The sequence below is a fragment of the Pseudomonas sp. PvP028 genome, assembly GCF_017832255.1.
GTDB classification, from domain to species: Bacteria; Pseudomonadota; Gammaproteobacteria; order Pseudomonadales; family Pseudomonadaceae; genus Aquipseudomonas; species Aquipseudomonas syringae.
The window spans coordinates 5,283,082-5,304,486 of sequence record NZ_JAFIBL010000001.1; the positions used below are offsets into that span (position 1 = coordinate 5,283,082).

Genomic DNA, 21,405 nt, shown 5'->3' on the forward strand with positions numbered 1-21,405 from the left:
GGAAACTGGCACGAAATACGCAAAACCTTGAATACAGCCGGCAGGCAATTCAAGAACCAGAGGTTGTTTGATCGGCAGATGGCCGAAAAACTCAATTTCCTGACTCTGAAGTCAGAAACAAATTGACCCAATAAACATAGCTGATAGATTCATCGACATGTCTGATGACAATAAACGTGAGGGCTTTGCGCCGTGATTCAGTTCCTTTTGAACCAAGAGCTAAAAACCGAGCGCAGCCTGAATCCGAACATGACCGTGCTGACCTACCTGCGTGAGCAGGCACACAAGCCCGGTACCAAGGAAGGTTGTGCCAGTGGTGACTGCGGTGCCTGCACCGTCGTGGTAGGCGAGTTGCACAGTGACGCCGACGGCGAGCAAACGCTGCGTTATCGCAGCCTCAATTCATGCCTGACGTTCATGGCGTCGCTGCACGGCAAACAATTGATCAGCGTCGAGGACCTCAAACATCAGGGCCAGTTGCACAGCGTGCAGAAGGCGATGGTCGAGTGTCATGGCTCGCAATGCGGCTTTTGTACCCCGGGTTTCGTGATGTCGCTGTTTGCCCTGCAAAAGAACAGCAGCGAAGCCGATGCCCATCAGGCCCACGAAGCCCTGGCCGGCAACCTGTGTCGCTGCACCGGCTATCGCCCTATTCTGGCCGCCGCCGAGCAGTCTTGCGCGCAGCGCCTGCCGGACCAGTTCGATCAGCGCCAGGCGCAAACCGTCGAACGCCTGCGCGCCATCGCCCCGGCCGGCACCGATGAACTGAATGACGGCGAAAAACGCTGCTTCATTCCGCTGACCGTGGCGGATCTGGCGGACCTCTACGACAGCCATCCACAGGCGCGTCTACTCGCCGGCGGCACCGATCTGGCCCTGGAAGTCACGCAGTTTCACAAACAGTTGCCAGTGATGATTTACGTCGGACACATCGACGAGATGAAGGGCGTGAAGCGTTTCGACGATCGCCTGGAGATCGGTGCGGCAACCCCGCTGACCGATTGTTATACAGCGCTAAAGGCCGAATACCCGGACTTTGGCGAGTTATTGCAGCGCTTTGCTTCGTTGCAGATCCGCAATCAGGGCACGCTGGGTGGCAACATCGGCAACGCCTCCCCCATCGGCGATTCCCCGCCGCTGCTGATCGCCCTTGGTGCGCAGGTCGTGCTGCGCAAAGGCAACAGTCAGCGCACCCTGGCACTGGAAGACTATTTCATCGATTACAAGGTCACGGCCCGTCAGGAAAGCGAGTTCATCGAAAAGATCATCGTGCCCACTGCCTCTGCGCGACAGATTTTCCGCGCCTATAAAGTCTCCAAACGGCTGGATGACGACATCTCGGCGGTCTGCGCTGCTTTTCGCCTGACCCTGGAAGACGGCGTGATCCACGAGGCTCGCGTAGCGTTCGGCGGTATGGCGGCGATTCCAAAGCGTGCAGCAGCCTGCGAACAGGCGCTGATCGGGCAACCATGGAACCATGCAACCGTCGAGCGCGCCTGCGCTGCACTGAGCGAGGACTTCACCCCGCTGTCGGATTTCCGGGCGAGCAAGGAGTACCGCCTGTTGAGCGCGCAAAACCTGCTGCGCAAGTACTTCATCGAATTACAGACCCCAGCCGTTCCAACGCGGGTGACTGACTATGTCTGAGCATTCCCCAAACACCACCCAGGCAGAGATGCTTGCGGTATTTCAGCAGGGTCTGAACACCGGCGTGGGCCGCAGCGTCAAGCACGACAGTGCCGACAAGCACGTGTCCGGCGAAGCGGTGTACATCGATGATCGCCTGGAATTCCCCAACCAGTTGCACGTCTACGCACGCCTTTCCGACCGTGCCCATGCGCGTATCGTCAGCATCGATACCTCGCCCTGCTACGCCTTCGAAGGTGTACGCATCGCGATTACCCATCAGGATATTCCGGGGCTCAAGGACATTGGGCCGTTGCTGCCCGGCGACCCGCTGCTGGCCATCGACAAGGTGGAGTTCGTCGGGCAACCGGTGCTCGCGGTGGCGGCTCGCGACCTGGACATTGCACGCCAGGCAGCTATGGCGGCAATCATCGAATACGAAGACCTGCAACCGGTGCTGGATGTGGTCCAGGCCCTGCGCCAGAAACACTTCGTGCTCGACAGCCATACCCACAAGCGTGGCGACTCTGCCGCTGCCCTGGCGCGCGCAACCCACCGCCTGCAGGGCAACCTGCACATTGGCGGCCAGGAACATTTTTACCTGGAAACCCAGATCTCCTCGGTGATGCCGACCGAAGACGGCGGCATGATCGTCTATTGCTCGACCCAGAACCCCACGGAAATCCAGAAGCTGGTGGCCGAGGTGCTGGGCGTGCCGATGAACCGCATCGTGGTCGACATGCGCCGCATGGGCGGTGGTTTTGGCGGCAAGGAAACCCAGGCGGCCAGTCCGGCCTGCCTGTGCGCCGTGATTGCCCGCTTGACCGGCCAGCCCACCAAGATGCGCCTGCAACGCTTCGAAGACATGCAGATGACCGGCAAGCGCCACCCGTTCTACATCGAGTACGACGTGGGCTTCGACGATGACGGTCGTTTGCAGGGCATACAGCTGGATCTGGCCGGCAACTGTGGCTATTCGCCGGACCTCTCGGCGTCCATCGTCGACCGCGCCATGTTTCATGCCGACAACGCCTATTACCTGGGCGAAGCCACCGTCAACGGGCACCGCTGCAAGACGCACACCGCGTCCAACACCGCCTACCGGGGCTTTGGCGGCCCGCAGGGCATGGTCGCCATCGAAGAGGTCATGGACTGCATTGCACGCTTCCTCGGCAAGGACCCGCTGCACGTGCGCAAGGCCAACTATTACGGCAAGACCGAGCGTAACGTCACCCACTATTACCAGACAGTCGAACACAACCTGCTGGAAGAGATGACCACCGACCTCGAGCAAAGCAGCCAGTACGCCGAGCGACGCGAAGCGATTCGTGCGTTCAATGCCGGCAGCCCGGTGCTGAAAAAAGGCCTGGCGCTGACACCGGTCAAGTTCGGCATCTCGTTCACCGCCAGCTTTCTCAATCAGGCCGGTGCGCTGATTCATATCTACACCGACGGCAGCATCCACCTGAACCATGGCGGCACTGAAATGGGCCAGGGCTTGAACACCAAGGTCGCGCAGGTCGTGGCCGAGGTGTTCCAGGTGGACATCGAGCGCATCCAGATCACCGCGACCAACACCGACAAGGTGCCGAACACCTCGCCCACTGCCGCTTCGAGCGGTACGGACCTGAACGGCAAAGCCGCACAGAATGCTGCTGAAATCCTCAAGCAAAGGCTGGTGGAGTTTGCCGCCAGACACTATCAGGTGAGCGAAGCAGAGGTCGAATTCCGCAACGGCCATGTGCGGATCGGCGAGCTGTACCTGCCGTTCGCCGAACTGGCGCAATTGGCATGGATGGGCCAGGTGTCGCTGTCGAGCACCGGCTATTACAAGACGCCGAAGATTTTTTACGACCGCAGCCAGGCGCGTGGCCGGCCGTTCTATTACTACGCCTTTGGCGCAGCCTGCGTGGAGGTCATCGTCGATACGCTGACCGGCGAATACAAGATGTTACGCACCGACATCCTGCACGATGTCGGCGCGTCGCTGAACCCGGCCATCGATATCGGTCAGGTCGAAGGCGGCTATATTCAGGGCGCAGGCTGGCTGACCACCGAGGAACTGGTGTGGAACGACAAGGGCAAGCTGATGACCAGCGGCCCGGCGTCCTACAAGATCCCGGCAGTGGCAGACATGCCGCTCGATCTGCGCATCAAGCTGGTAGAGAACCGCAAGAACCCGGAAGACACGGTGTTCCATTCCAAGGCCGTCGGCGAGCCGCCGTTCATGCTCGGCATCGCCGCCTGGTGCGCCATCAAGGACGCCGTGGCGAGCTTGGGTGACTATCGTCATCAACCAGACATCGACGCCCCGGCGACGCCGGAAAAAGTGTTGTGGGGCTGCGAACAGATGCGCCAGCACAGCGCTGCGCGTCGCGCACCCAGCGAAGGCGCCGAGCCGATTGTTTCTGCCGCTTCGCGAGCAAATGAAGAGGCGCCAGGCTCATCTTCACCTATTCAGGATGCTCCCGTGGGAGCGAGCTTGCTCGCGAAGGCGCCTGGCCTCGATCACTCTGTCCTGGAGCAGAAATGAACAACTGGATCAGCGCCCTGGCCGAGCTGCAGGCCCGTGGAGAACCCGGCATTCTGGTGACGATCATCGAGGAGCTGGGCTCCACGCCACGTAATGCCGGATCGAAAATGGTGGTCTGCGCCGAGCACATCCACGACACCATCGGTGGCGGCCACCTGGAATACAAGGCCATGGAAATCGCCCGCGAGATGCTTGCCAGCGGCACCCGGCAGACGCGCCTGGAACGCTTCAACCTGGGTGCAAGCCTGGGCCAGTGCTGCGGCGGCGTAAACGTGCTGTTGTTCGAACCGATGGGCGAGCCCGTCGCGCAGATCGCCGTGTTCGGTGCCGGTCACGTCGGCCGCGCCCTGGTGCCGCTGCTGGCCAGCCTGCCCTGCCGGGTACGCTGGATCGACAGCCGTGAGCAGGAATTCCCCGAGTCGATGCCCGAGGGCGTGACGAAGATCATCAACGACGAGCCGGTCGACGAGGTCGCGCAACTGCCGGTCGGCACCTATTGCATCGTGATGACCCACAACCATCAGCTGGATATGGAACTGACGGCCGCCATCCTCAGGCGTGGCGACTTTGGTTACTTCGGGCTGATCGGCTCGAAAACCAAACGGGTCAAGTTCGAACATCGCTTGCGGGAGCGCGGTTTCGACGCCAGTCTGCTGCAACGCATGCGTTGCCCGATGGGCCTGGCCGAGGTCAAAGGCAAGCTACCCATCGAGATCGCGGTGTCGATCGCCGCGGAAATAATCGCCACTTACAATGTCAGCTTTGGCCAACACACCGCCAACGCCGAACCTATCGCCAGACTGCTGCCTGCATCGCGCCGCAGTCAGTCGCAATGAGTCCCAACGAGAGTGCCATGAGTTCAGTTTCCCGCCGTAAAGCTTACCGCGCCGCCATCGTTCACAGCCTCGCCGACCCGGCCGAAGTGGCGCTGGAGGCATCCTATGAATACTTTGCCGACGGCCTGTTGCTGGTCGAGGACGGCAAGATCGTTTCGGTGGGTCACGCTGCCGATCTGCTGGAGCGCCTCGACGACGATGTCGAGCTGGTCGAATACCCGGACGCCCTGATCACACCGGGGTTCATCGACACCCATATCCACTTGCCGCAAACCGGCATGATCGGCTCCTACGGCGAGCAATTGCTGGATTGGCTCAACACCTACACCTTCCCCTGCGAAAGCCAGTTCGCCGACCCCGCGCATTCGGCGCAGGTGGCCGACATCTTCATAAAGGAACTGCTGCGCAATGGTACGACCACGGCGCTGGTGTTCGGCAGTGTGCACAAGGAATCGGTCGAGGCATTTTTCAGTGCGGCCCAGGCACTTGATCTGCGCATGATCGCCGGCAAGGTGATGATGGACCGCAATGCGCCGGATTATCTGGTCGACACGCCAGAAACCGGGTATGCCGACAGCAAGGCGCTGATCGAACGCTGGCATGGCAAAGGGCGTTTGAGCTACGCAGTGACGCCGCGCTTCGCGCCGACCAGCAGCCCGGAACAATTGAGCCTCGCCGGCCAGTTGCTCACCGAATACCCCGGCCTGTACCTGCAGACCCACATCAGCGAGAACCTTCAGGAGATCGAGTGGGTCAAGGCGCTGTTCCCGGAGCGCAAGCATTATCTGGACGTCTACGATCACTTCAACCTGCTCGGCGAGCGCTCGGTGTTCGCCCACGGCGTGCACCTGTGCGACGAACAATGCGCCCGACTGGCGCAGACCGGTTCGGCGATTGCCTTCTGCCCGACCTCCAACCTGTTTCTGGGCAGCGGCCTGTTCAACCTGCCAATGACCGAGAAGCACAAGGTGAATGTCGGCCTGGGCACCGACGTGGGCGGCGGCACCAGCTTTTCGATTCTGCAGACCCTCAACGAGGCCTACAAAGTCATGCAGATGCAGGGCGCGCGGCTCAATCCGGTCAAGTCACTGTACCTGGCGACACTGGGCGGCGCGCGGGCGCTGCGTCTGGAAGACAAGGTCGGCAGCCTGAAGCCCGGCAACGAGGCTGACTTCCTGGTGCTCGACTACAACGCCACCCCGCTGCTGTCGTATCGCTTGAAGCAGGCGAAGACTATCGAAGAGATTCTCTTCGTGCTGATGACCATCGGTGACGACCGGACGGTGAAGCAGACCTGGTCGGGTGGCCGATTGGTGCATGACAGAGGCTAGCATCTCGCTCCTCACGCTCCAGCGTGCCAAGGGGACGCGGAGCGTCCGCAACGGCATGACGACACGGAACGTCGCACGAAAGTTGAATTATCCGCGCGGCCTTAACGCTCCGTCTTTTTCCGGCTCATGACATGCGAGAACACTGCATGCAGGTCGTCAGAGGCGCTGTCTTCATCAAGGTTGAGCTTGCTGTCGATGTGGTCCATGTGATGCATCATCAATTCGACGGCCAGCGCTGCATTGCGGGCTTCGATGGCGTCGATCAACTGGCTGTGCTCATCGTAGGAACAATGCGTGCGATTGCCGGTTTCGTACTGGGCAATGATCAGTGAGGTCTGCGACACCAGGCTGCGCTGGAAGCTGATCAGCGGCGCGTTTCTAGCCGCCACGGCCAACTGAAGGTGAAACTCGCCGGACAGACGAATACCGGCGCCCCGATCACCGCGAGCAAAGCTGTCGCGCTCGTCGCTGACCATCTGACGCAGCTCGGCCAGCTGCTCGGCAGTGGCGTGCTCGACCGCCAGTTGCGTGATTGCCTTCTCGACCATGCGCCGCGCGAAAAACACCTGACGCGCCTCTTCAACGCTGGGGCTGGCGACCACTGCGCCACGATTGGGGCGCAACAGCACGACGCCCTCATGCCCCAGCCGCGACAGAGCGCGACGAATGATGGTGCGGCTGACACCGAAAATCTCGCCCAGCGCCTCTTCACTCAGTTTGGTACCCGGCGCCAGCCGCTGTTCCAGGATGGCATCGAAGACATGTTCGTAAACGATATCGTCTTGCGTGACGTTACGGCTTAGGCCAAGCCTGCGCGGCTGTTTCTTGAGAGGCAGAGACTGGTCGTTCATGGGCACTCGTGCGCAGGTGGATGACGGCGTCGGGACTGGCGCATTGTACACAGGGCAAAAGCGCAGACACGCGCAAAAAAAAGCCCGCAGTGTGGGGCGGGCAAGAGGTATTCAGCTGCCCCGGTACGTCGAGTAGCTGTACGGCGAGATTAGCAGCGGGACATGAAAGTGTTCCTGACCTGCATCAATGCCGAAGCGCAGCACCACCTCATCGAGAAAGGCAGGCTCATTCAGAACCACGCCCCGCGTGCGGTAATAATCGCCAGCCTTGAAGTGCAATTGATAGACGCCGGATTGATAAGTCTCACCCTGCAACAGCGGCGCATCGCAACGCCCATCGCTGTTGGTAAGCGTACTGACAATATGCAGCAGGCGCTGGTCTTCGACCCGGTACAACTCGATGCGGATGGCGCTGCCCGGGCAGCCATGGGCGGCGTCCAGTACATGTGTGGTCAATTTTCCCAAAACTTCACTCCTCACAGCCGGCCATGGTGAAGCAGTGCACCAATGAAGTGCTCTACATCGTGCGATTGCGACCGATTAAGACACTTTCGGGAAAACCTGTACACAATAAATTCTTCATCGTTCCACAGCCCTTAGCCAGGACGCTGGCTGGGCGCGGGATTGGCCATACAAGAAGGAAGCAGAGGAAAAATATCAGGTTTTTTACGATTAGCTGACCAGTCAGGCAGGTTTCTTGCTTGTTTTACTCTTGCCGAGACGCTTCGGTGCAGAAACGTACAGGGTTACAAGCTGAAAATAAAATTGTATACAATCTTGATCCGACAGTGCCTTGACCGCTATTGGCATTGCACCTGACTTAACGCATCCAACGCACCCCATGGACAAGAAGGAAGCTTGCAGTGAGCGCTGACTACCCACGCGACCTGATCGGTTACGGCAACAACCCGCCTCACCCACGCTGGCCGGGTAATGCGCGCATTGCCTTGTCTTTCGTGCTGAATTACGAGGAAGGTGGCGAGCGCAATATTCTGCATGGCGACAAGGAGTCAGAAGCCTTTCTGTCCGAGATGGTTGCCGCGCAGCCACTCCAGGGCCAGCGCAACATGAGCATGGAGTCGCTGTACGAATACGGCAGCCGCGCCGGTGTGTGGCGCATTCTCAAGCTGTTCAGGCAGTTCGATCTCCCCCTGACCATTTTTGCCGTGGCCATGGCCGCGCAGCGTCATCCAGAGGTGATCCGCGCCATGGTCGCCGAAGGTCATGAGATCTGCAGCCACGGCTATCGCTGGATCGACTACCAGAACATGGACGAAGCCCAGGAGCGCGAACACATGCGCCAGGCGATCCAGATCCTCACCGAGATCAGCGGCGAACGGCCGCTGGGCTGGTACACCGGGCGCATCGGCCCCAACACCCGGCGCCTGGTCATGGAGGAAGGCGGTTTTCTCTATGATTGCGACACCTACGACGATGACCTGCCGTACTGGGAGCCGAACAACCCGACCGGCAAGCCTCATCTGGTGATTCCGTACACCCTGGACACCAACGACATGCGCTTCACCCAGGTGCAGGGCTTCAACAATGGCGAGCAGTTCTTCCAATACCTCAAGGATGCGTTCGACGTGCTGTATGCCGAAGGCGAAGACGCGCCGAAGATGCTTTCCATCGGCCTGCATTGCCGCCTGATCGGCCGCCCCGCCCGCCTCGCCGCACTCAAGCGTTTCATCGAGTACGCCAAAGGCCATGAGCAAGTGTGGTTTACCCGTCGTGTCGATATCGCCCGGCACTGGCACACTGAACATCCGTTTACCGGCAAGGCCGAGCAATGAGCACGTTCAAGACACTGACACCTTCAAGCCTGGGCCGGGATGCGTTCATCGCGGCCTTCGCCGATATCTACGAACACTCACCGTGGGTCGCGCAGCAAGCGTTCGACCAAAGCACAGGCGCGCAACTCGATCAGGTCGAGACCCTGCACGCTCGCATGAGCGAGATCCTGCTGGGTGCCACACACGAGCAACAACTGGCACTGATCAATGCCCACCCGGACCTGGCAGGCAAGGCTGCCGTTCAGGGCGAGCTGACTCAGGCCAGTACCGATGAACAGGCCGGCGCCGGTATCCACCACTGCACGCCTGAAGAGTTTCAGCGCTTTACCGAGTTGAACGAGGCTTACAAGGCCCGCTTCGGCTTTCCGTTCATCATGGCGGTCAAGGGCAGCGACAGACATAAGATTCTGGCGGCGTTCGAGCAACGCATCCACCACTCGCCCGAGGTCGAGTTCGCTTGCGCCCTGGCCGAGATCAACAAGATCGCACTGTTTCGTCTACAGGCGCTTTGAGCGTCGCAGTCATAACCGTATTCAGAAGGCAGACAAAGAGCATGAAAGTTTACGCCGCACCGTTCGAGAAGTTCGTGAACCTGGCCGACGCGCGTCTGGGCACCAAAATCCTTTCGGTCACCGATGACTGGTTCGCCGACGCCAACCGGCTGTTCCAGCCGACACCGGCCGTCTGGAAAGAAGGCGTGTTCGACGACAACGGCAAGTGGATGGACGGCTGGGAGTCGCGCCGCAAGCGTTTCGAAGGGTACGACAGCGCGGTGATTCGCCTCGGTGTGGCGGGAACCATCAAGGGTGTGGACATCGACACCTCGTTTTTCACCGGCAACTTCCCGCCTTCCGCATCGCTGGAAGCGTGCTTCCTGGCGTCGGGCGAGCCCGATGAAAACACCGCCTGGACCGAAGTGCTGCCGTCTGTGGAGCTGCAAGGCAACAGCCATCATTACCACGAGATCAGCAACGATCAGGCGTTCAGCCACCTGCGCTTCAACATCTACCCGGACGGCGGTGTAGCGCGTCTGCGCGTATACGGTGTGCCGCATCGCGACTGGTCGAAAGTCAGCGAGGACGAGCAGATCGATCTGGTTGCGGCGCTCAATGGCGGCCGATCGATTGCCTGCTCCGATGAACACTACGGCAGCATGAGCAACATCCTCAACCCTGGTCGCGGTGTGAACATGGGCGACGGCTGGGAAACCGCGCGCCGCCGCACACCCGGCAACGACTGGGTGATCGTGGCGCTCGGGCACCAGGGCGAAGTCGAGAAAGTCATCGTCGATACCCTGCACTTCAAAGGCAACTACCCGGACAGCTGCTCGATTCAGGGCGCCCTGGTCAAGGGTGGCACCGACAGCCAGATCGAAACCCAGAGCCTGTTCTGGCGCGAGTTGCTGCCCAGCCAGAAGCTGACCATGCACGCCGAACACGAGTTCGCCGAGCAGATCAAGGCGATCGGCCCGATCACCCACATCCGCCTGAACGTATTCCCGGACGGTGGCGTGAGCCGGTTGCGGGTGCTGGGCAAGGTGGCCAGGTAACAACGCATAAACTCTCGTTCCTACGTTCGGCGTTCATCATATACATAAGTCCTGGAGCGCCCTGAATAAAAGGCTGCCAGGCTTCTGCCCGAAGGGCGTAGGAGCGGACCCTCAAAACCATTGAAGAAGAACCCGCATGCGCAAACTGATAATCGAGCCACTGACCAAGGAAGCCTTTGCGCCATTCGGTGATGTGATCGAAACCGACGGCAGCGATCACTTCATGATCAACAACGGCTCGACCATGCGCTTTCATCGTCTGGCTGACGTGCAGACCGCGCAGCCGGAGGACAAGGCGATCATCAGCATTTTCCGCGCCGAAGCGCTGCCGATGCCGTTGACCATCGGCATGCTGGAGCGTCATCCGCTGGGCAGCCAGGCGTTCGTGCCGCTGCTCGGCAACCCCTTTCTGATCGTGGTCGCGCCGGTTGGCGATGAGCCTGAATCAGAGGCGACCCGCGCCTTCGTGTCGAACGGCAGGCAAGGTGTCAATTACCATCGCGGCGTCTGGCACCATCCGGTGCTGACGATCGAAAAGCGGGATGACTTCCTGGTGGTTGATCGCAGTGGCGAAGGCAACAACTGCGACGAGCATTACTTTGCCGAGAGCCAGTTGCTGGTTCTCGATCCCCACCCACTGGAAGGGTAAACACCGTGCTGGCACATATGATGGAATGGCTGAATCTGGGCGTGCGCTGGATTCACATGATTGTCGGCGTCGCCTGGATCGGCGCATCGTTCTACTTCGTCTGGCTGGAGAACAACCTCAACCGCAGCAACCCGCGTGAAGGCCTGTCGGGTGACCTGTGGGCGATCCACGGCGGCGGCATCTACCACCTGGAGAAGTACAAGCTCGCACCGCCGACCATGCCGGAGAATCTGCACTGGTTCAAATGGGAAGCCTATTCGACCTGGCTGTCCGGTGTCGCGCTGTTGTGCGTGGTGTTCTACGCCAACCCGACGCTGTACCTGCTGGCACCGGGCAGCAGCCTGAGTGGCGCCGAGGGCGTGCACATCGGCCTGGGTTCGTTGTTCGTCGGCTGGTTCATTTACAGCTTTCTGTGTGACTCGCCACTGGGCAAGCGCCCTGCCCTGTTGGGCGTGGTCCTGTTCGTGCTGCTGGTGGCGGCGGCGTATGGTTTCAGCAAAGTGTTCAGCGGTCGCGGTGCCTATCTGCATGTGGGCGCGATCATGGGCACCATCATGGTCGGCAACGTGTTCCGCATCATCATGCCGGCCCAGCGCGCGCTGGTGGCCGCGATTGCCGAGAACCGCACGCCGGACCCAAGCCTACCGGCAAAAGGCCTGTTGCGTTCACGACACAACAACTACTTCACCCTGCCCGTGCTGTTCATCATGATCAGCAATCACTTCCCAAGCACCTACGGCAGTGAGTACAACTGGCTGATTCTCGCAGGCATCGCGCTGCTGGCCGTGCTGGTGCGCCATTACTTCAATACACGCCACGACAGCCATCGATTTGCCTGGACCCTGCCGGTCGCGGCGCTGGGCATGCTGTGCCTGGCGTATGTCACCGGCCCTGCGCAAGCGCCGGCAAAAATTGTCTATCAGCCACTGCCCGGTACGGCGGTCGGCGGGCATCGGGCTGATGAGCAGCCTGTGCAACCCGCTGCTGCACCTGCCCAGGCAGCACCTGCCCAGCCCGAGCCTGCCAAGGTGGCAGGTGCAGACTTCAACAAGGTGCACGACGTCATCCGGCAACGTTGCTCGGTCTGTCACTCGGCCACGCCTACCAGCCAGCTATTCAGCGTCGCCCCGGCCGGCGTGATGTTCGATACGCCTGAACAGATCCAGCAACAGGCGCCGCGCATCAAGGCGCAGGCAATCACCGCGCCGATCATGCCGCTGGGCAATATCACCCAGATGACCCAGCAGGAACGTGATCTGGTAGGCGCCTGGATCGATCAGGGCGCGCACATCAACTGAAGCAACAGGCATTGCCCTGTTTTCGCTCCGGACGCCCTGCTCTGAAGCACTTGAGCACGGCGACGCGAGTCAGTATCCTCCGCCGCCGCTGCCAACTCGCCCCTCTTTTTTCCGATAGCTGAACCTGACCGGGCGGCCCACTGGCTGAACGGCACTCAGAACGCAGCCCATTGAAAAAATAACCTGAAATCGACACTTCGATATCGGTTTGAAGGGTTACTTAAACTTTTTTTCACTGATTGGCGCAGCTCTTGCTAACAACACAAAGCTGACCAGACAGACAAATTATTGCAACCACCGACAAGGCGTCACGCATAGAACGCCAGTCCGACAAAATCACGATCGACATCAAGGGGCTCACCGCATGAACCGTACGATTTCCAGTGCATTACTGGCCAGCAGTCTGCTGGCTGCTGCACCCGCCATGGCAGGGGATATCTTCCAGTGGCAGAGTAATAGCCTGACCTATCTCAATGGACGAGACTTTGCTGTCAACCCGGAAAATCAGCAGACCTTCACCTTTGAGCACGCGGACAGCTGGAAGTACGGCGACAACTTCTTCTTCGTCGACAAGATCTTCTACAACGGCAAGAAAGACGCAACCGCTGGCGATAACACCTATTACGGCGAGTTCTCGCCACGGCTTTCGCTGGGCAAGATCTTCGGCCAGAAGTTCGAGTTCGGGCCGATCAGCGATGTGCTGATTGCCGCAACTTACGAGTTTGGTGAGGGCGATAACGAGTCGTACCTGATCGGTCCGGCGTTCGACTTGAAGATCCCGGGTTTCGACTACTTCCAGCTTAACTTCTACCAGCGCCAGACCGAAGGCAATCGCCCGGGCGACGGCGTGTGGCAGATCACTCCGGTGTGGTCCTACACCATTCCGGTGGGCAAATCGGATGTGCTGATCGACGGTTTCATGGACTGGGTAGTCGACAACGACAAGACCTCGCGTGGCACTTACCACTCCAACCTGCACTTCAACCCGCAGATCAAGTACGACCTGGGCAAGGCACTGAATTACCCGGAGCGGCAACTGTACGTGGGTATCGAATACGACTACTGGACCAACAAATACGGTATCAAGGACACCCGTTCCTTCGACACCGATCAGAACACCGCGAGCTTGCTGGTCAAGGTGTTCTTCTAAGCACGTTGTTTGACGGTGATGACGCTCACTGCGGAATTCTGTGGGAGCGCGCTTGCTCGCGAAGGCGGTGTTTCAGCCACCCTTCGGTTGGCTGTACCAACCCCTTCGCGAGCAAGCGAAGCGTCGCCCGGCTCGCTTCCACGGCCTTAGATCAGAAGTGTGGATGACCGCCTCAATCACTCCTTCGCAGCTTTCCAGACCTTGCCAATCAACGTCACGACCAGCACCAGCACGGCACCGGCAATGACCCCGGCAACAGCATCGATCAGCGTCGGAACGACCATCGACAGGCCGCCTACCGCACCCGCTGCCGCTTCGGTCACACCCTCGACCCAATGATGAGCGAACGGCAGGCCGTGGACCAGAATCCCGCCGCCGACCATGAACATGGCGGCAGTACCGACGATCGACAGCACTTTCATCAACACCGGTGCCAGCCACAGCAGGCCTGCACCGATCTTTTGTGCAGCTGAAGCTGCGCTTTTCTTCAGATACAGGCCCAGGTCATCGAGTTTGACGATACCGGCGACCAGCCCGTAGACCCCCACGGTGATCAGCACTGCGACGATGACCAGTACGCCGACCTGATCCATGAAGGGTCTGGCCGAGACCACACCCAGTGCGAGCACGATGATTTCCGCCGAAAGAATGAAGTCCGTGCGGATCGCGCCTTTGACGCGTTCCTTTTCGAACGCCACCATGTCCACGGACGCATCCGCCGACGCCTGCTTGCGCTGCTCATGCTCTTCGCCGGTTTCGGGATGCAGCCATTTATGGGCGATTTTCTCGAAGCCCTCGAAGCACAGAAACGCACCGCCGATCATCAGCAACGGCAGAATCGCCCAGGGTGCGAAGGCACTGATCAGCAACGCTGCCGGAACCAGAATGGCCTTGTTGAGCAGCGACCCCTTGGCCACGGCCCAGACAACCGGCAATTCGCGATCCGCTGAAACACCGGTGACCTGCTGGGCATTGAGCGCCAGATCATCACCCAGCACACCCGCCGTTTTCTTCGTGGCCAGCGCCACGTCATCGAGCAGCATCGCAATATCGTCAAGCAGGGTAAGCAAGCTTCCAGCAGCCAAAATGAAAATCCTTGAGCAAGTAAAAAAGAAAACGTCACTGATTGAATCATGCGCCAGAGTCAATCGTATGGCAGTCAGCAACTCTGACCTTGGTCAGGCGTGAACGTTTGACGCTGCATGCAGCAAACAGGCCACGCCAAACCCCATCAGAGAGGTAACTGTGTGGTGGAAACGACCTGACGCAGTCCCATGAACGAACGAATCTGTCTGACACCGGGCAAGTACAGTAACTGTTCGGCGTGCAAACGGTTGAAGCTCTGACTGTCCCTGGTGCGCAACAACATGAAGTAGTCGAACTCGCCAGTGACGACATGAAACTCCATACAGCCGGAAACCTTCTGTGCAGCGGCTTCGAATTGGGCGAATGAATCCGGTGTCGAGCGGTCCAGCACGACACCGATCAGCACCACCATGCCGGCGTCCAGAACATCGCCATTGAGCAACGCCACCACGCCCTTGATCACGCCCGCCTCTTTCAGCCGCTCGACGCGACGCAGGCACGCAGGCGGACTCAGTTTGACCTTCTCGGCAAGTGCCACATTGGAAATGGACGCGTCACGTTGCAAGGTCTTGAGGATGGCGCGGTCAATCCTGTCCAGCAGCGGCGTTACGTCAGCACCGGACTTTTTAGTGCGTTCATTTATTGCTTTCATAATGAAATTCACACAATAAAAGTCTGTTTGGTTGCATTCAGGCTAACGCTTATTTTGTAGATAGACAATTCTTTGCAACCACGATTATTCGTGGTTTTCCTATGATGGGAGCCATGCCGGGCGGCTCGATAAACATATCGAGACCCACCTTCAATGTCCGGAATAACTTATCAACGGAGACCCGATATGAACCTGAGCAAGTTCAAGCGCTACCCTCTGACCTTCGGCCCCTCGCCCATTACCCCACTGAAACGCCTGAGTGAGCATCTGGGCGGCAAGGTCGAGTTGTATGCCAAGCGCGAGGATTGCAACAGCGGTCTGGCCTTCGGCGGCAACAAGACCCGCAAACTGGAATACCTGGTGCCGGAAGCTATCGACGGTGGCTACGACACACTGGTATCGATCGGTGGCATCCAGTCCAACCAGACCCGTCAGGTGGCAGCCGTAGCGGCGCATCTGGGCATGAAGTGCGTGCTGGTTCAGGAGAATTGGGTCAACTATTCGGACGCGTTGTACGACCGGGTCGGCAATATCGAGATGTCGCGCATCATGGGCGCTGATGTGCGTCTGGATTCGGCAGGCTTCGATATCGGCATTCGCCCGAGCTGGGAAAAGGCCATGGCCGACGTCGAGGAAGGCGGCGGCAAACCGTTCCCGATTCCAGCGGGCTGCTCGGAACACCCTTATGGCGGCCTGGGGTTCGTGCGTTTTGCCGATGAAGTGCGCCAGCAGGAAGAAGAGCTGGGCTTCAAGTTCGACTACATCGTGGTCTGCTCGGTAACCGGCAGCACTCACGCAGGCATGCTGGTGGGCTTCGCAGCCGATGGCCGGGCACAGCGTGTGATCGGTATCGACGCGTCGGCCAAGCCGGAAAAGACCCGCGCGCAGGTCCTGCGTATCGCTCAGAACACCGCAAAACTGGTGGAGCTGGGCCGCGAAATCAGCACCGAAGACGTGGTGCTCGACACCCGCTACGCCTACCCGGAATACGGCCTGCCGAACGATGGCACCCTTGAAGCCATCCGCCTCTGCGCCCGCCTGGAAGGCGTGTTGACCGACCCGGTCTACGAAGGCAAATCCATGCACGGCATGATCGACATGGTGCGCAACGGCGAATTCCCCGAAGGCTCGAAAGTGCTCTACGCCCACCTCGGCGGTGTGCCAGCGCTGAATGCCTACAGTTTTCTGTTTAAGGACGGTTGAGCCACCCCGAAAGCTGCTTGAATGGCCCGCGAATTCGCGGGCCATTTTGCACCCGATAAAAAACCGACAAACCAGAAATGGAAACGGCATCTACAGGCGTATTCACATGTATTACACTGCACCCTCATGTAATACAAATAACTACGTGTGAGGTGCATATGTCCACAATGTCTCTACGTCTGCCGGACGAAATGGCAGATACCCTTGCACACCTTGCAAAGGCGACCGGGCGCAGCAAGTCATTTTTGGCCCTCGACGCGCTCCGCGAATACCTGACACGCGAGGCTTGGCAGATTGCCGAAATTCAGCGTGCCATCGAAGAAGCCGACGCCGGCGAGTTCGCAAGCCAAGAAGACGTAAAAGCTGTCATGGACAAATGGTCAGGCAATGCAGGTTGAGTGGCTCAAAACAGCACTAAAGAATCTGGATGAGGAGGCTGCGTATATCGCACTGGACAATCCAGCTGCTGCCGCTGCTTTCGTGAAAGCCATTCAATCAAGCGTAACGCAGCTCGCGAGCTTTCCCGCCATGGGCCGGGAAGGACGGATTGCCGGAACCAGAGAATGGCCTCTGCCAGACCTGCCTTACCTGATTCCATATCGCATCCGTAGCGGCCGACTACAGGTTCTACGGATTTTCCACACCAGAAGACAGTCGCCACCCGTGTGGTAAACCGCAAAGACGTTTACTGCACACAGCTTCGCTATCAAACCCGAAAATACTTCTGCAGGGCCTGCGCCAGCAGGCTCACCGCCTCGTCGTTCTGTGACGACGGCGAGCGCAGGAAGACGATTTCGTGCTCGGCTATTTCAGGCAGGTCATCGAGAATCTGCATGGCGTCCGTGACCCCGCTCCGATCGATGAGGCTGATCGCAAGGCCCGCTTCCACGCAGGCTTTGATCGCCTGATTGGACGGGCTTTCGAGAACTACGCGGACTTTGCGGCCGTTGTCTTTGAGTGACGCCAGCATGGCTTCACGATAGGGACATTGGGCTGCGTGAATCGCCAGCGGCACCGGGTCAGCGGATGCCAGTGCAACGCTGGCCGGCCCGACCCAGACCGGTTTGGTCGATACCAGAAACTGCGTATCAGCACTCAGCTGCCCTTTGGGTTGCGCGATCACTGCTGTCTGCAACTTGCCACGCGCAACCTGCTCGCGCAGGGCGTAGCTGGGTGCGGATTTCAATTCCAGCACGACATTGGGCCACGCGGCCGCGAAAACCGGCAGGATGTCGCGAATGACATGCACGGCGTATTCATCCGGAACACCCAGCGTGATGCGTCCGGCCAGATGAGTGCCTTGCAGATCCGCCAGCACCCGGTCATGCGTGGATAGCAGCTCTGTCGTCGACAACAGCAGGCGCTTGCCCAGCGCCGTCAGCGACACTGCCTGGTTGTCCCGGTTGAGCAAGCGCCCGCCCGCCACGGCCTCCAGGCGCTGGACATGCACACTCACTGCTGCCGGGCTTTTATGAAGTTGCTCGGCGGCGGCTGAAAACTTTCCTATCCGCGCCACCGCATGGAAGGTGCGCACCAGTTCGATGTCGAGAATGGCCGTCATGATTCAGTATTCCTGAACAACTCATGCATTTAATTTTGATTTATTAGACTACGCCGGTTTCGTAACCTGTGTCCATGAACCCATACCTGTCGATTGCTCCTAACGTCTCGCGGCCTGCCTGGCACCAGGCCATTCCCCTTCCTCTGCTTGAAGCCGCGCTTATTCTGACCTGGAGTTCAGGCTTCATCGGCGCACGCTTTTCGCTGGAACATGCGCCGCCGCTGCTGGTGGTGTTCTGGCGCTGTGTGGTGGTTACCCTGATCCTGCTGCCTTTTGTTGCCAGGCAACTGAGGTCGATCCCGGCTGGCACGCTGCTGAAAAACGCGGGTATCGGTTTGCTGGCCATGACCGGCTACGTCGCCGGTGTCACGCAGGGTATTGCGCTGGGCGTGCCAGCCGGCCTCGCTGCGCTGTTTGCCGATTTGTTGCCGATGGGCATGGCACTCCTGGCGGCAGTAGTGCTCGGACAACGGCTGGCCTGGCAAATCTGGGCGGGACTGTTTGTCGGGCTGATCGGCGTAGTGCTGGTGACCTACAGCGCGCTTGCGGTGGGTGACGCACCGTTGTGGGCCTACGGCCTGCCGCTGCTGGGCATGTTGTCACTGGCCATCGCGACGCTGTGGCAGAAACAGTCCGGCACCGCAGAGCCTATGGCACTGCTCCCCAATCTGTGGCTGCAATGCGCCGTCTCCAGCGTCGCCTTCGCGATCATTCAGGGCACACAGGGCAGCCTGGCGCCTGTAGCCAGTACCGGCTTTGCGCTGAGCGTGCTATGGACGGTGGGGCTGGCAACCCTGGGCGGTTACGGACTGTATTGGGTGTGTCTGCGCCGCGCGACAGCCACCCGCGTCGCCAGCGTGCTCTACCTCAGCCCACCGGTGACGATGCTCTGGGCCTGGGCGATGTTCGACGAACCGCTGTCCTGGCAGATGGCGTCAGGCATGGCGGTGTCAGGTATCGGCGTGTGGATGGTGGTGCGAGCGGAACAACGGCAGTCGGCCTCCTGATGGGCTCAGGAGGCCGACTTTGCTTAGGCTCTGTACGAAAGTGGCTGCGCTCGGTGATGCTTCGTTAAAAACAGGCTCGGATGCGAGTCCAATCGGAATGCTCATTTACAACACGTAGAGTCGAACGCGACCCCGGCCGTTCCTCGCCTGTTTTTGCCTCGCCTGACCTTCGCTCGCCGACTTTTCGTACAGAGCCTAGCGCAGGTTAAATCTTGAAACGCGCGACCATGCTCTGCAAATCGCTGCCCAGACGGGCCAGCTCGACGGTCGATGCTGCGCTTTGCTCGGTGGCTGAAGCCGACTGATCGGCGATGTCGCGCACGCTGAGTACACTGCGGTTGATTTCTTCGGTCACAGCGCTCTGTTGCTCAGCCGCGGCGGAAATCTGCTGACTCATCTGTTCGATGGTGCCAATGGACTGGTTGATTTCCACCAGCGCCTGTTCGGCCTGACGAGCCAGCACCACGGTGCCTTCAGTGCGTTGCAGGCTGGCGTCCATCAGGCCCGAGGCGGCGCCTGTACCTTTTTGCAACGCCTGGATCAGCGCTTCGATTTCGGTTGTGGAATTCTGCGTACGCTGAGCCAGCGAGCGGACTTCGTCAGCCACCACGGCAAAACCACGACCCTGCTCGCCTGCCCGTGCAGCCTCGATGGCTGCGTTGAGCGCCAGCAGGTTGGTCTGCTCGGCGACTGCCTTGATCACGTCAATCACGCTGCCGATCTTGCCGCTGTCTTCGGTCAGGCGCTGCATGGCTTGGCCCAGTTGCTGCACTTCACCGGCCAACTGACCGATTTCGCGCGTGGCATGCTGCACCACACTGCTGCCATGAGCGGCGCGTTCACTGGCCTGTTTGGCGGCTTGCGAAGCGTCTTCGGTGTTGCGCGCCACTTCCTGTACGGTAGAGGCCATCTCGTTCATGGCGGTGGCGACCTGGTCGACTTCGTTTTTCTGCAGGGTCACGCCCGCGCTGGTCTGCTCGCTGACGGCAGACAACTGTTCGGCCGCCGTGGCGATCTGCGTGACACCGTTGCCGATCCCACCGATCAAGCCGCGCAGCGAAACAGTCATGTGCTGCATGGTGTTCTGCAACAGGCCCAGTTCGTCCTGGCGGGTGGTGCTGGTGTCATGGGTCAGATCGCCGTCGGCGATCCGGCGCGCCGCAATCACGGTGCTGCTCAACGGCACGGTAATCTGGCGCGTGATCAGGAACGCAGCAAAGATGCCGACCAGCAGCACGACCAGCGCTACGCTGAGCAATTGCACCACAGCGGTTCCCTGTTCCTTCTTGGCGCTGATGACCTGCAGCGCCGCCAGATCATCGGCACGGGCTGCGGTCGCTACGGATTGCTGTTGCAGGTCATTGCGGATCTGCTCGGTCTGCTGAAGCATGTCCGAAATCGACGTCATCAGCACCTTGTACTGTTTCAACGCCACCAGCGCGGCATCCACGGCGGCATTTGCCTCGACAGGCAACTGGCTGCGGGCGGCGTCCACTTGCGCGATCAGGGCGTCGGCGGCCTTATAGGTGGCCTGACGGTTGTCGGCATTCGGAACGCTCAGGTAGCGGCGAAACACCAGGCGGAAGTTGGTCATGCCGTTACGCAGGTCGCCAGCGATCTTGACCTGCCTGATGCCGGTTTCATTCGGCGAGCGCAAGGTGTCGTCAATGGTCTTGTTCAGCAGATTCTCGAAGGTCGCGCTGACGTCATCGGACACCTTGATGATCGGTTTCAACGCCTCGTCGACTTTCTGATTGATGCCGACCAGCTGGTCGAACGTCTGCTTCAGACCGCCCACCTGCTCCTTGATCTCGCGCAGCTTGGCCAGGTTGCTCGAGATCACGAACACCTGCAGGCCTTGATCGACACTGCGGCTCAAGGTATCCAGGGCGCTGGCGTAATTCTGCACACCTGCGGCGGTAGGACCGGTCGCATAGGCTTGCGCAGCGATCCGGGCATTCAGAACGTCAGCCTTGATCTCGGCGACCTTGCTGCTTTTGCCCATGCGCTCGATCAGCAGGTTGGTACTGGAGTAACCGATGACGGTAACGGTCAGTACTCCGAGCAAAATAGCGGCAAAGCCCAGCCCGAGCTTCTTGCTGACGTTCAAATTGTCCAACCATTTTGCGCTCATTACGTGTGTGCCTTTAATTTTTGCGGAATACCCGTGAGTCGGCGCTGAAAGATTTAACTTGATAGTTAATGTGTCTGGAATAACGGACCGGTCGAGAGAGAGGACCTCGCACCCCATGAGTTACGGGGTCAGGGATCGATGATTAA

General features: G+C 59.6%; 20 protein-coding genes. 14 read left to right on the forward strand and 6 right to left on the reverse strand.

Translation table 11 applies throughout. The features are described 5' to 3' along the window. The first annotated feature begins 192 nt into the window (after positions 1-192). The 4 genes from xdhA to guaD are packed head-to-tail and all read left to right on the forward strand — an operon-like array spanning position 193 to position 6,326. The gene (gene xdhA / locus JOE34_RS22585; RefSeq protein ID WP_024664044.1) at positions 193-1,647 is read left to right on the forward strand and encodes a xanthine dehydrogenase small subunit; all 1,455 of its coding nucleotides are present in this window, start codon (positions 193-195) and stop codon (positions 1,645-1,647) included. Further along, complete coding sequence (gene xdhB, locus JOE34_RS22590; RefSeq protein ID WP_209996689.1) at positions 1,640-4,159, forward strand: xanthine dehydrogenase molybdopterin binding subunit; 2,520 nt, start codon at positions 1,640-1,642, stop codon at positions 4,157-4,159. Before xdhA ends, xdhB begins: the two co-directional genes overlap by 8 nt. Further along, complete coding sequence (gene xdhC, locus JOE34_RS22595; protein WP_209996691.1) at positions 4,156-4,995, forward strand: xanthine dehydrogenase accessory protein XdhC; 840 nt, start codon at positions 4,156-4,158, stop codon at positions 4,993-4,995. Before xdhB ends, xdhC begins: the two co-directional genes overlap by 4 nt. Positions 4,996-5,012: 17 nt before the next feature. Then, the gene (guaD, locus tag JOE34_RS22600) at positions 5,013-6,326 is read left to right on the forward strand and encodes a guanine deaminase (RefSeq protein ID WP_170855913.1); all 1,314 of its coding nucleotides are present in this window, start codon (positions 5,013-5,015) and stop codon (positions 6,324-6,326) included. A gap of 101 nt (positions 6,327-6,427) precedes the next feature. Here guaD and JOE34_RS22605 read toward each other — a convergent pair whose 3' ends face one another. Further along, positions 6,428-7,177, reverse strand: a complete 750-nt coding sequence (locus JOE34_RS22605; protein WP_003423378.1) for a GntR family transcriptional regulator — start codon at positions 7,175-7,177, stop codon at positions 6,428-6,430. 111 nt (positions 7,178-7,288) lie between these two features. Further along, a complete protein-coding gene (gene uraH / locus JOE34_RS22610; RefSeq protein WP_024661484.1) occupies positions 7,289-7,642 on the reverse strand; it encodes a hydroxyisourate hydrolase in 354 nt (117 codons plus the stop codon). 398 nt (positions 7,643-8,040) lie between these two features. Here uraH and puuE point away from each other — a divergent pair, with 398 nt between their 5' ends. From puuE to JOE34_RS22640, 6 genes are all read left to right on the forward strand, one after another. Beyond that, the gene (puuE, locus tag JOE34_RS22615) at positions 8,041-8,970 is read left to right on the forward strand and encodes an allantoinase PuuE (RefSeq protein WP_010425867.1); all 930 of its coding nucleotides are present in this window, start codon (positions 8,041-8,043) and stop codon (positions 8,968-8,970) included. Next, complete coding sequence (gene uraD / locus JOE34_RS22620) at positions 8,967-9,482, forward strand: 2-oxo-4-hydroxy-4-carboxy-5-ureidoimidazoline decarboxylase (protein ID WP_003315199.1); 516 nt, start codon at positions 8,967-8,969, stop codon at positions 9,480-9,482. Before puuE ends, uraD begins: the two co-directional genes overlap by 4 nt. 41 nt (positions 9,483-9,523) lie before the next feature. Next, complete coding sequence (alc, locus tag JOE34_RS22625) at positions 9,524-10,519, forward strand: allantoicase (RefSeq protein ID WP_003423375.1); 996 nt, start codon at positions 9,524-9,526, stop codon at positions 10,517-10,519. A 136-nt stretch (positions 10,520-10,655) separates the two neighbouring features. Continuing rightward, positions 10,656-11,168 (forward strand): ureidoglycolate lyase, encoded by a 513-nt coding sequence (locus JOE34_RS22630; RefSeq protein ID WP_003396316.1) that lies wholly within the window; start codon positions 10,656-10,658, stop codon positions 11,166-11,168. 5 nt (positions 11,169-11,173) lie between these two features. Then, the gene (locus tag JOE34_RS22635) at positions 11,174-12,466 is read left to right on the forward strand and encodes a urate hydroxylase PuuD (protein WP_024664497.1); all 1,293 of its coding nucleotides are present in this window, start codon (positions 11,174-11,176) and stop codon (positions 12,464-12,466) included. A gap of 364 nt (positions 12,467-12,830) precedes the next feature. Next, positions 12,831-13,616 (forward strand): outer membrane protein OmpK, encoded by a 786-nt coding sequence (locus JOE34_RS22640; RefSeq protein ID WP_003396313.1) that lies wholly within the window; start codon positions 12,831-12,833, stop codon positions 13,614-13,616. A 176-nt stretch (positions 13,617-13,792) separates the two neighbouring features. Here JOE34_RS22640 and JOE34_RS22645 read toward each other — a convergent pair whose 3' ends face one another. Both JOE34_RS22645 and JOE34_RS22650 read right to left on the reverse strand, forming a co-directional pair. Then, on the reverse strand, positions 13,793-14,701 hold the full coding sequence (locus JOE34_RS22645; protein ID WP_003415812.1) for a DUF808 domain-containing protein: 909 nt from the start codon (positions 14,699-14,701) through the stop codon (positions 13,793-13,795). A gap of 146 nt (positions 14,702-14,847) precedes the next feature. Then, complete coding sequence (locus tag JOE34_RS22650) at positions 14,848-15,354, reverse strand: Lrp/AsnC family transcriptional regulator (protein WP_003315203.1); 507 nt, start codon at positions 15,352-15,354, stop codon at positions 14,848-14,850. A 186-nt stretch (positions 15,355-15,540) separates the two neighbouring features. Here JOE34_RS22650 and JOE34_RS22655 point away from each other — a divergent pair, with 186 nt between their 5' ends. The 3 genes from JOE34_RS22655 to JOE34_RS22665 all read left to right on the forward strand — a co-directional run bounded on the left by JOE34_RS22655 (position 15,541) and on the right by JOE34_RS22665 (position 17,229). Continuing rightward, positions 15,541-16,557, forward strand: a complete 1,017-nt coding sequence (locus JOE34_RS22655) for a 1-aminocyclopropane-1-carboxylate deaminase (protein WP_010425855.1) — start codon at positions 15,541-15,543, stop codon at positions 16,555-16,557. A gap of 158 nt (positions 16,558-16,715) precedes the next feature. Continuing rightward, a complete protein-coding gene (locus tag JOE34_RS22660) occupies positions 16,716-16,955 on the forward strand; it encodes a CopG family ribbon-helix-helix protein (RefSeq protein ID WP_024648170.1) in 240 nt (79 codons plus the stop codon). Further along, on the forward strand, positions 16,945-17,229 hold the full coding sequence (locus JOE34_RS22665; protein ID WP_003423365.1) for a type II toxin-antitoxin system RelE/ParE family toxin: 285 nt from the start codon (positions 16,945-16,947) through the stop codon (positions 17,227-17,229). The genes JOE34_RS22660 and JOE34_RS22665 overlap by 11 nt, the downstream gene beginning before the upstream one ends. 34 nt (positions 17,230-17,263) lie before the next feature. Here JOE34_RS22665 and JOE34_RS22670 read toward each other — a convergent pair whose 3' ends face one another. Then, positions 17,264-18,118, reverse strand: a complete 855-nt coding sequence (locus JOE34_RS22670; RefSeq protein ID WP_003423353.1) for a LysR family transcriptional regulator — start codon at positions 18,116-18,118, stop codon at positions 17,264-17,266. Positions 18,119-18,192: 74 nt separating this feature from the next. Here JOE34_RS22670 and JOE34_RS22675 point away from each other — a divergent pair, with 74 nt between their 5' ends. Continuing rightward, a complete protein-coding gene (locus JOE34_RS22675; protein ID WP_024648168.1) occupies positions 18,193-19,125 on the forward strand; it encodes a DMT family transporter in 933 nt (310 codons plus the stop codon). A gap of 205 nt (positions 19,126-19,330) precedes the next feature. Here JOE34_RS22675 and JOE34_RS22680 read toward each other — a convergent pair whose 3' ends face one another. Next, positions 19,331-21,259: a methyl-accepting chemotaxis protein gene (locus tag JOE34_RS22680; protein WP_010425849.1), complete on the reverse strand. Its 1,929-nt coding sequence runs from the start codon at positions 21,257-21,259 to the stop codon at positions 19,331-19,333. Positions 21,260-21,405: the final 146 nt, after the last annotated feature.

Coding starts and splice junctions, on each gene's coding strand:
- JOE34_RS22655 (WP_010425855.1), top strand. CDS start 15,541: ATGAACCTGAGCAAGTTCAAGCGCTACCCTCTGACCTTCGGCCCCTCG.
- xdhB (WP_209996689.1), top strand. CDS start 1,640: ATGTCTGAGCATTCCCCAAACACCACCCAGGCAGAGATGCTTGCGGTA.
- JOE34_RS22675 (WP_024648168.1), top strand. CDS start 18,193: ATGAACCCATACCTGTCGATTGCTCCTAACGTCTCGCGGCCTGCCTGG.
- JOE34_RS22680 (WP_010425849.1), bottom strand. CDS start 21,259: ATGAGCGCAAAATGGTTGGACAATTTGAACGTCAGCAAGAAGCTCGGG.
- JOE34_RS22660 (WP_024648170.1), top strand. CDS start 16,716: ATGTCCACAATGTCTCTACGTCTGCCGGACGAAATGGCAGATACCCTT.
- guaD (WP_170855913.1), top strand. CDS start 5,013: ATGAGTTCAGTTTCCCGCCGTAAAGCTTACCGCGCCGCCATCGTTCAC.
- alc (WP_003423375.1), top strand. CDS start 9,524: ATGAAAGTTTACGCCGCACCGTTCGAGAAGTTCGTGAACCTGGCCGAC.
- JOE34_RS22670 (WP_003423353.1), bottom strand. CDS start 18,118: ATGACGGCCATTCTCGACATCGAACTGGTGCGCACCTTCCATGCGGTG.
- JOE34_RS22650 (WP_003315203.1), bottom strand. CDS start 15,354: ATGAAAGCAATAAATGAACGCACTAAAAAGTCCGGTGCTGACGTAACG.
- JOE34_RS22605 (WP_003423378.1), bottom strand. CDS start 7,177: ATGAACGACCAGTCTCTGCCTCTCAAGAAACAGCCGCGCAGGCTTGGC.
- uraD (WP_003315199.1), top strand. CDS start 8,967: ATGAGCACGTTCAAGACACTGACACCTTCAAGCCTGGGCCGGGATGCG.
- xdhC (WP_209996691.1), top strand. CDS start 4,156: ATGAACAACTGGATCAGCGCCCTGGCCGAGCTGCAGGCCCGTGGAGAA.
- JOE34_RS22665 (WP_003423365.1), top strand. CDS start 16,945: ATGCAGGTTGAGTGGCTCAAAACAGCACTAAAGAATCTGGATGAGGAG.
- JOE34_RS22640 (WP_003396313.1), top strand. CDS start 12,831: ATGAACCGTACGATTTCCAGTGCATTACTGGCCAGCAGTCTGCTGGCT.
- JOE34_RS22630 (WP_003396316.1), top strand. CDS start 10,656: ATGCGCAAACTGATAATCGAGCCACTGACCAAGGAAGCCTTTGCGCCA.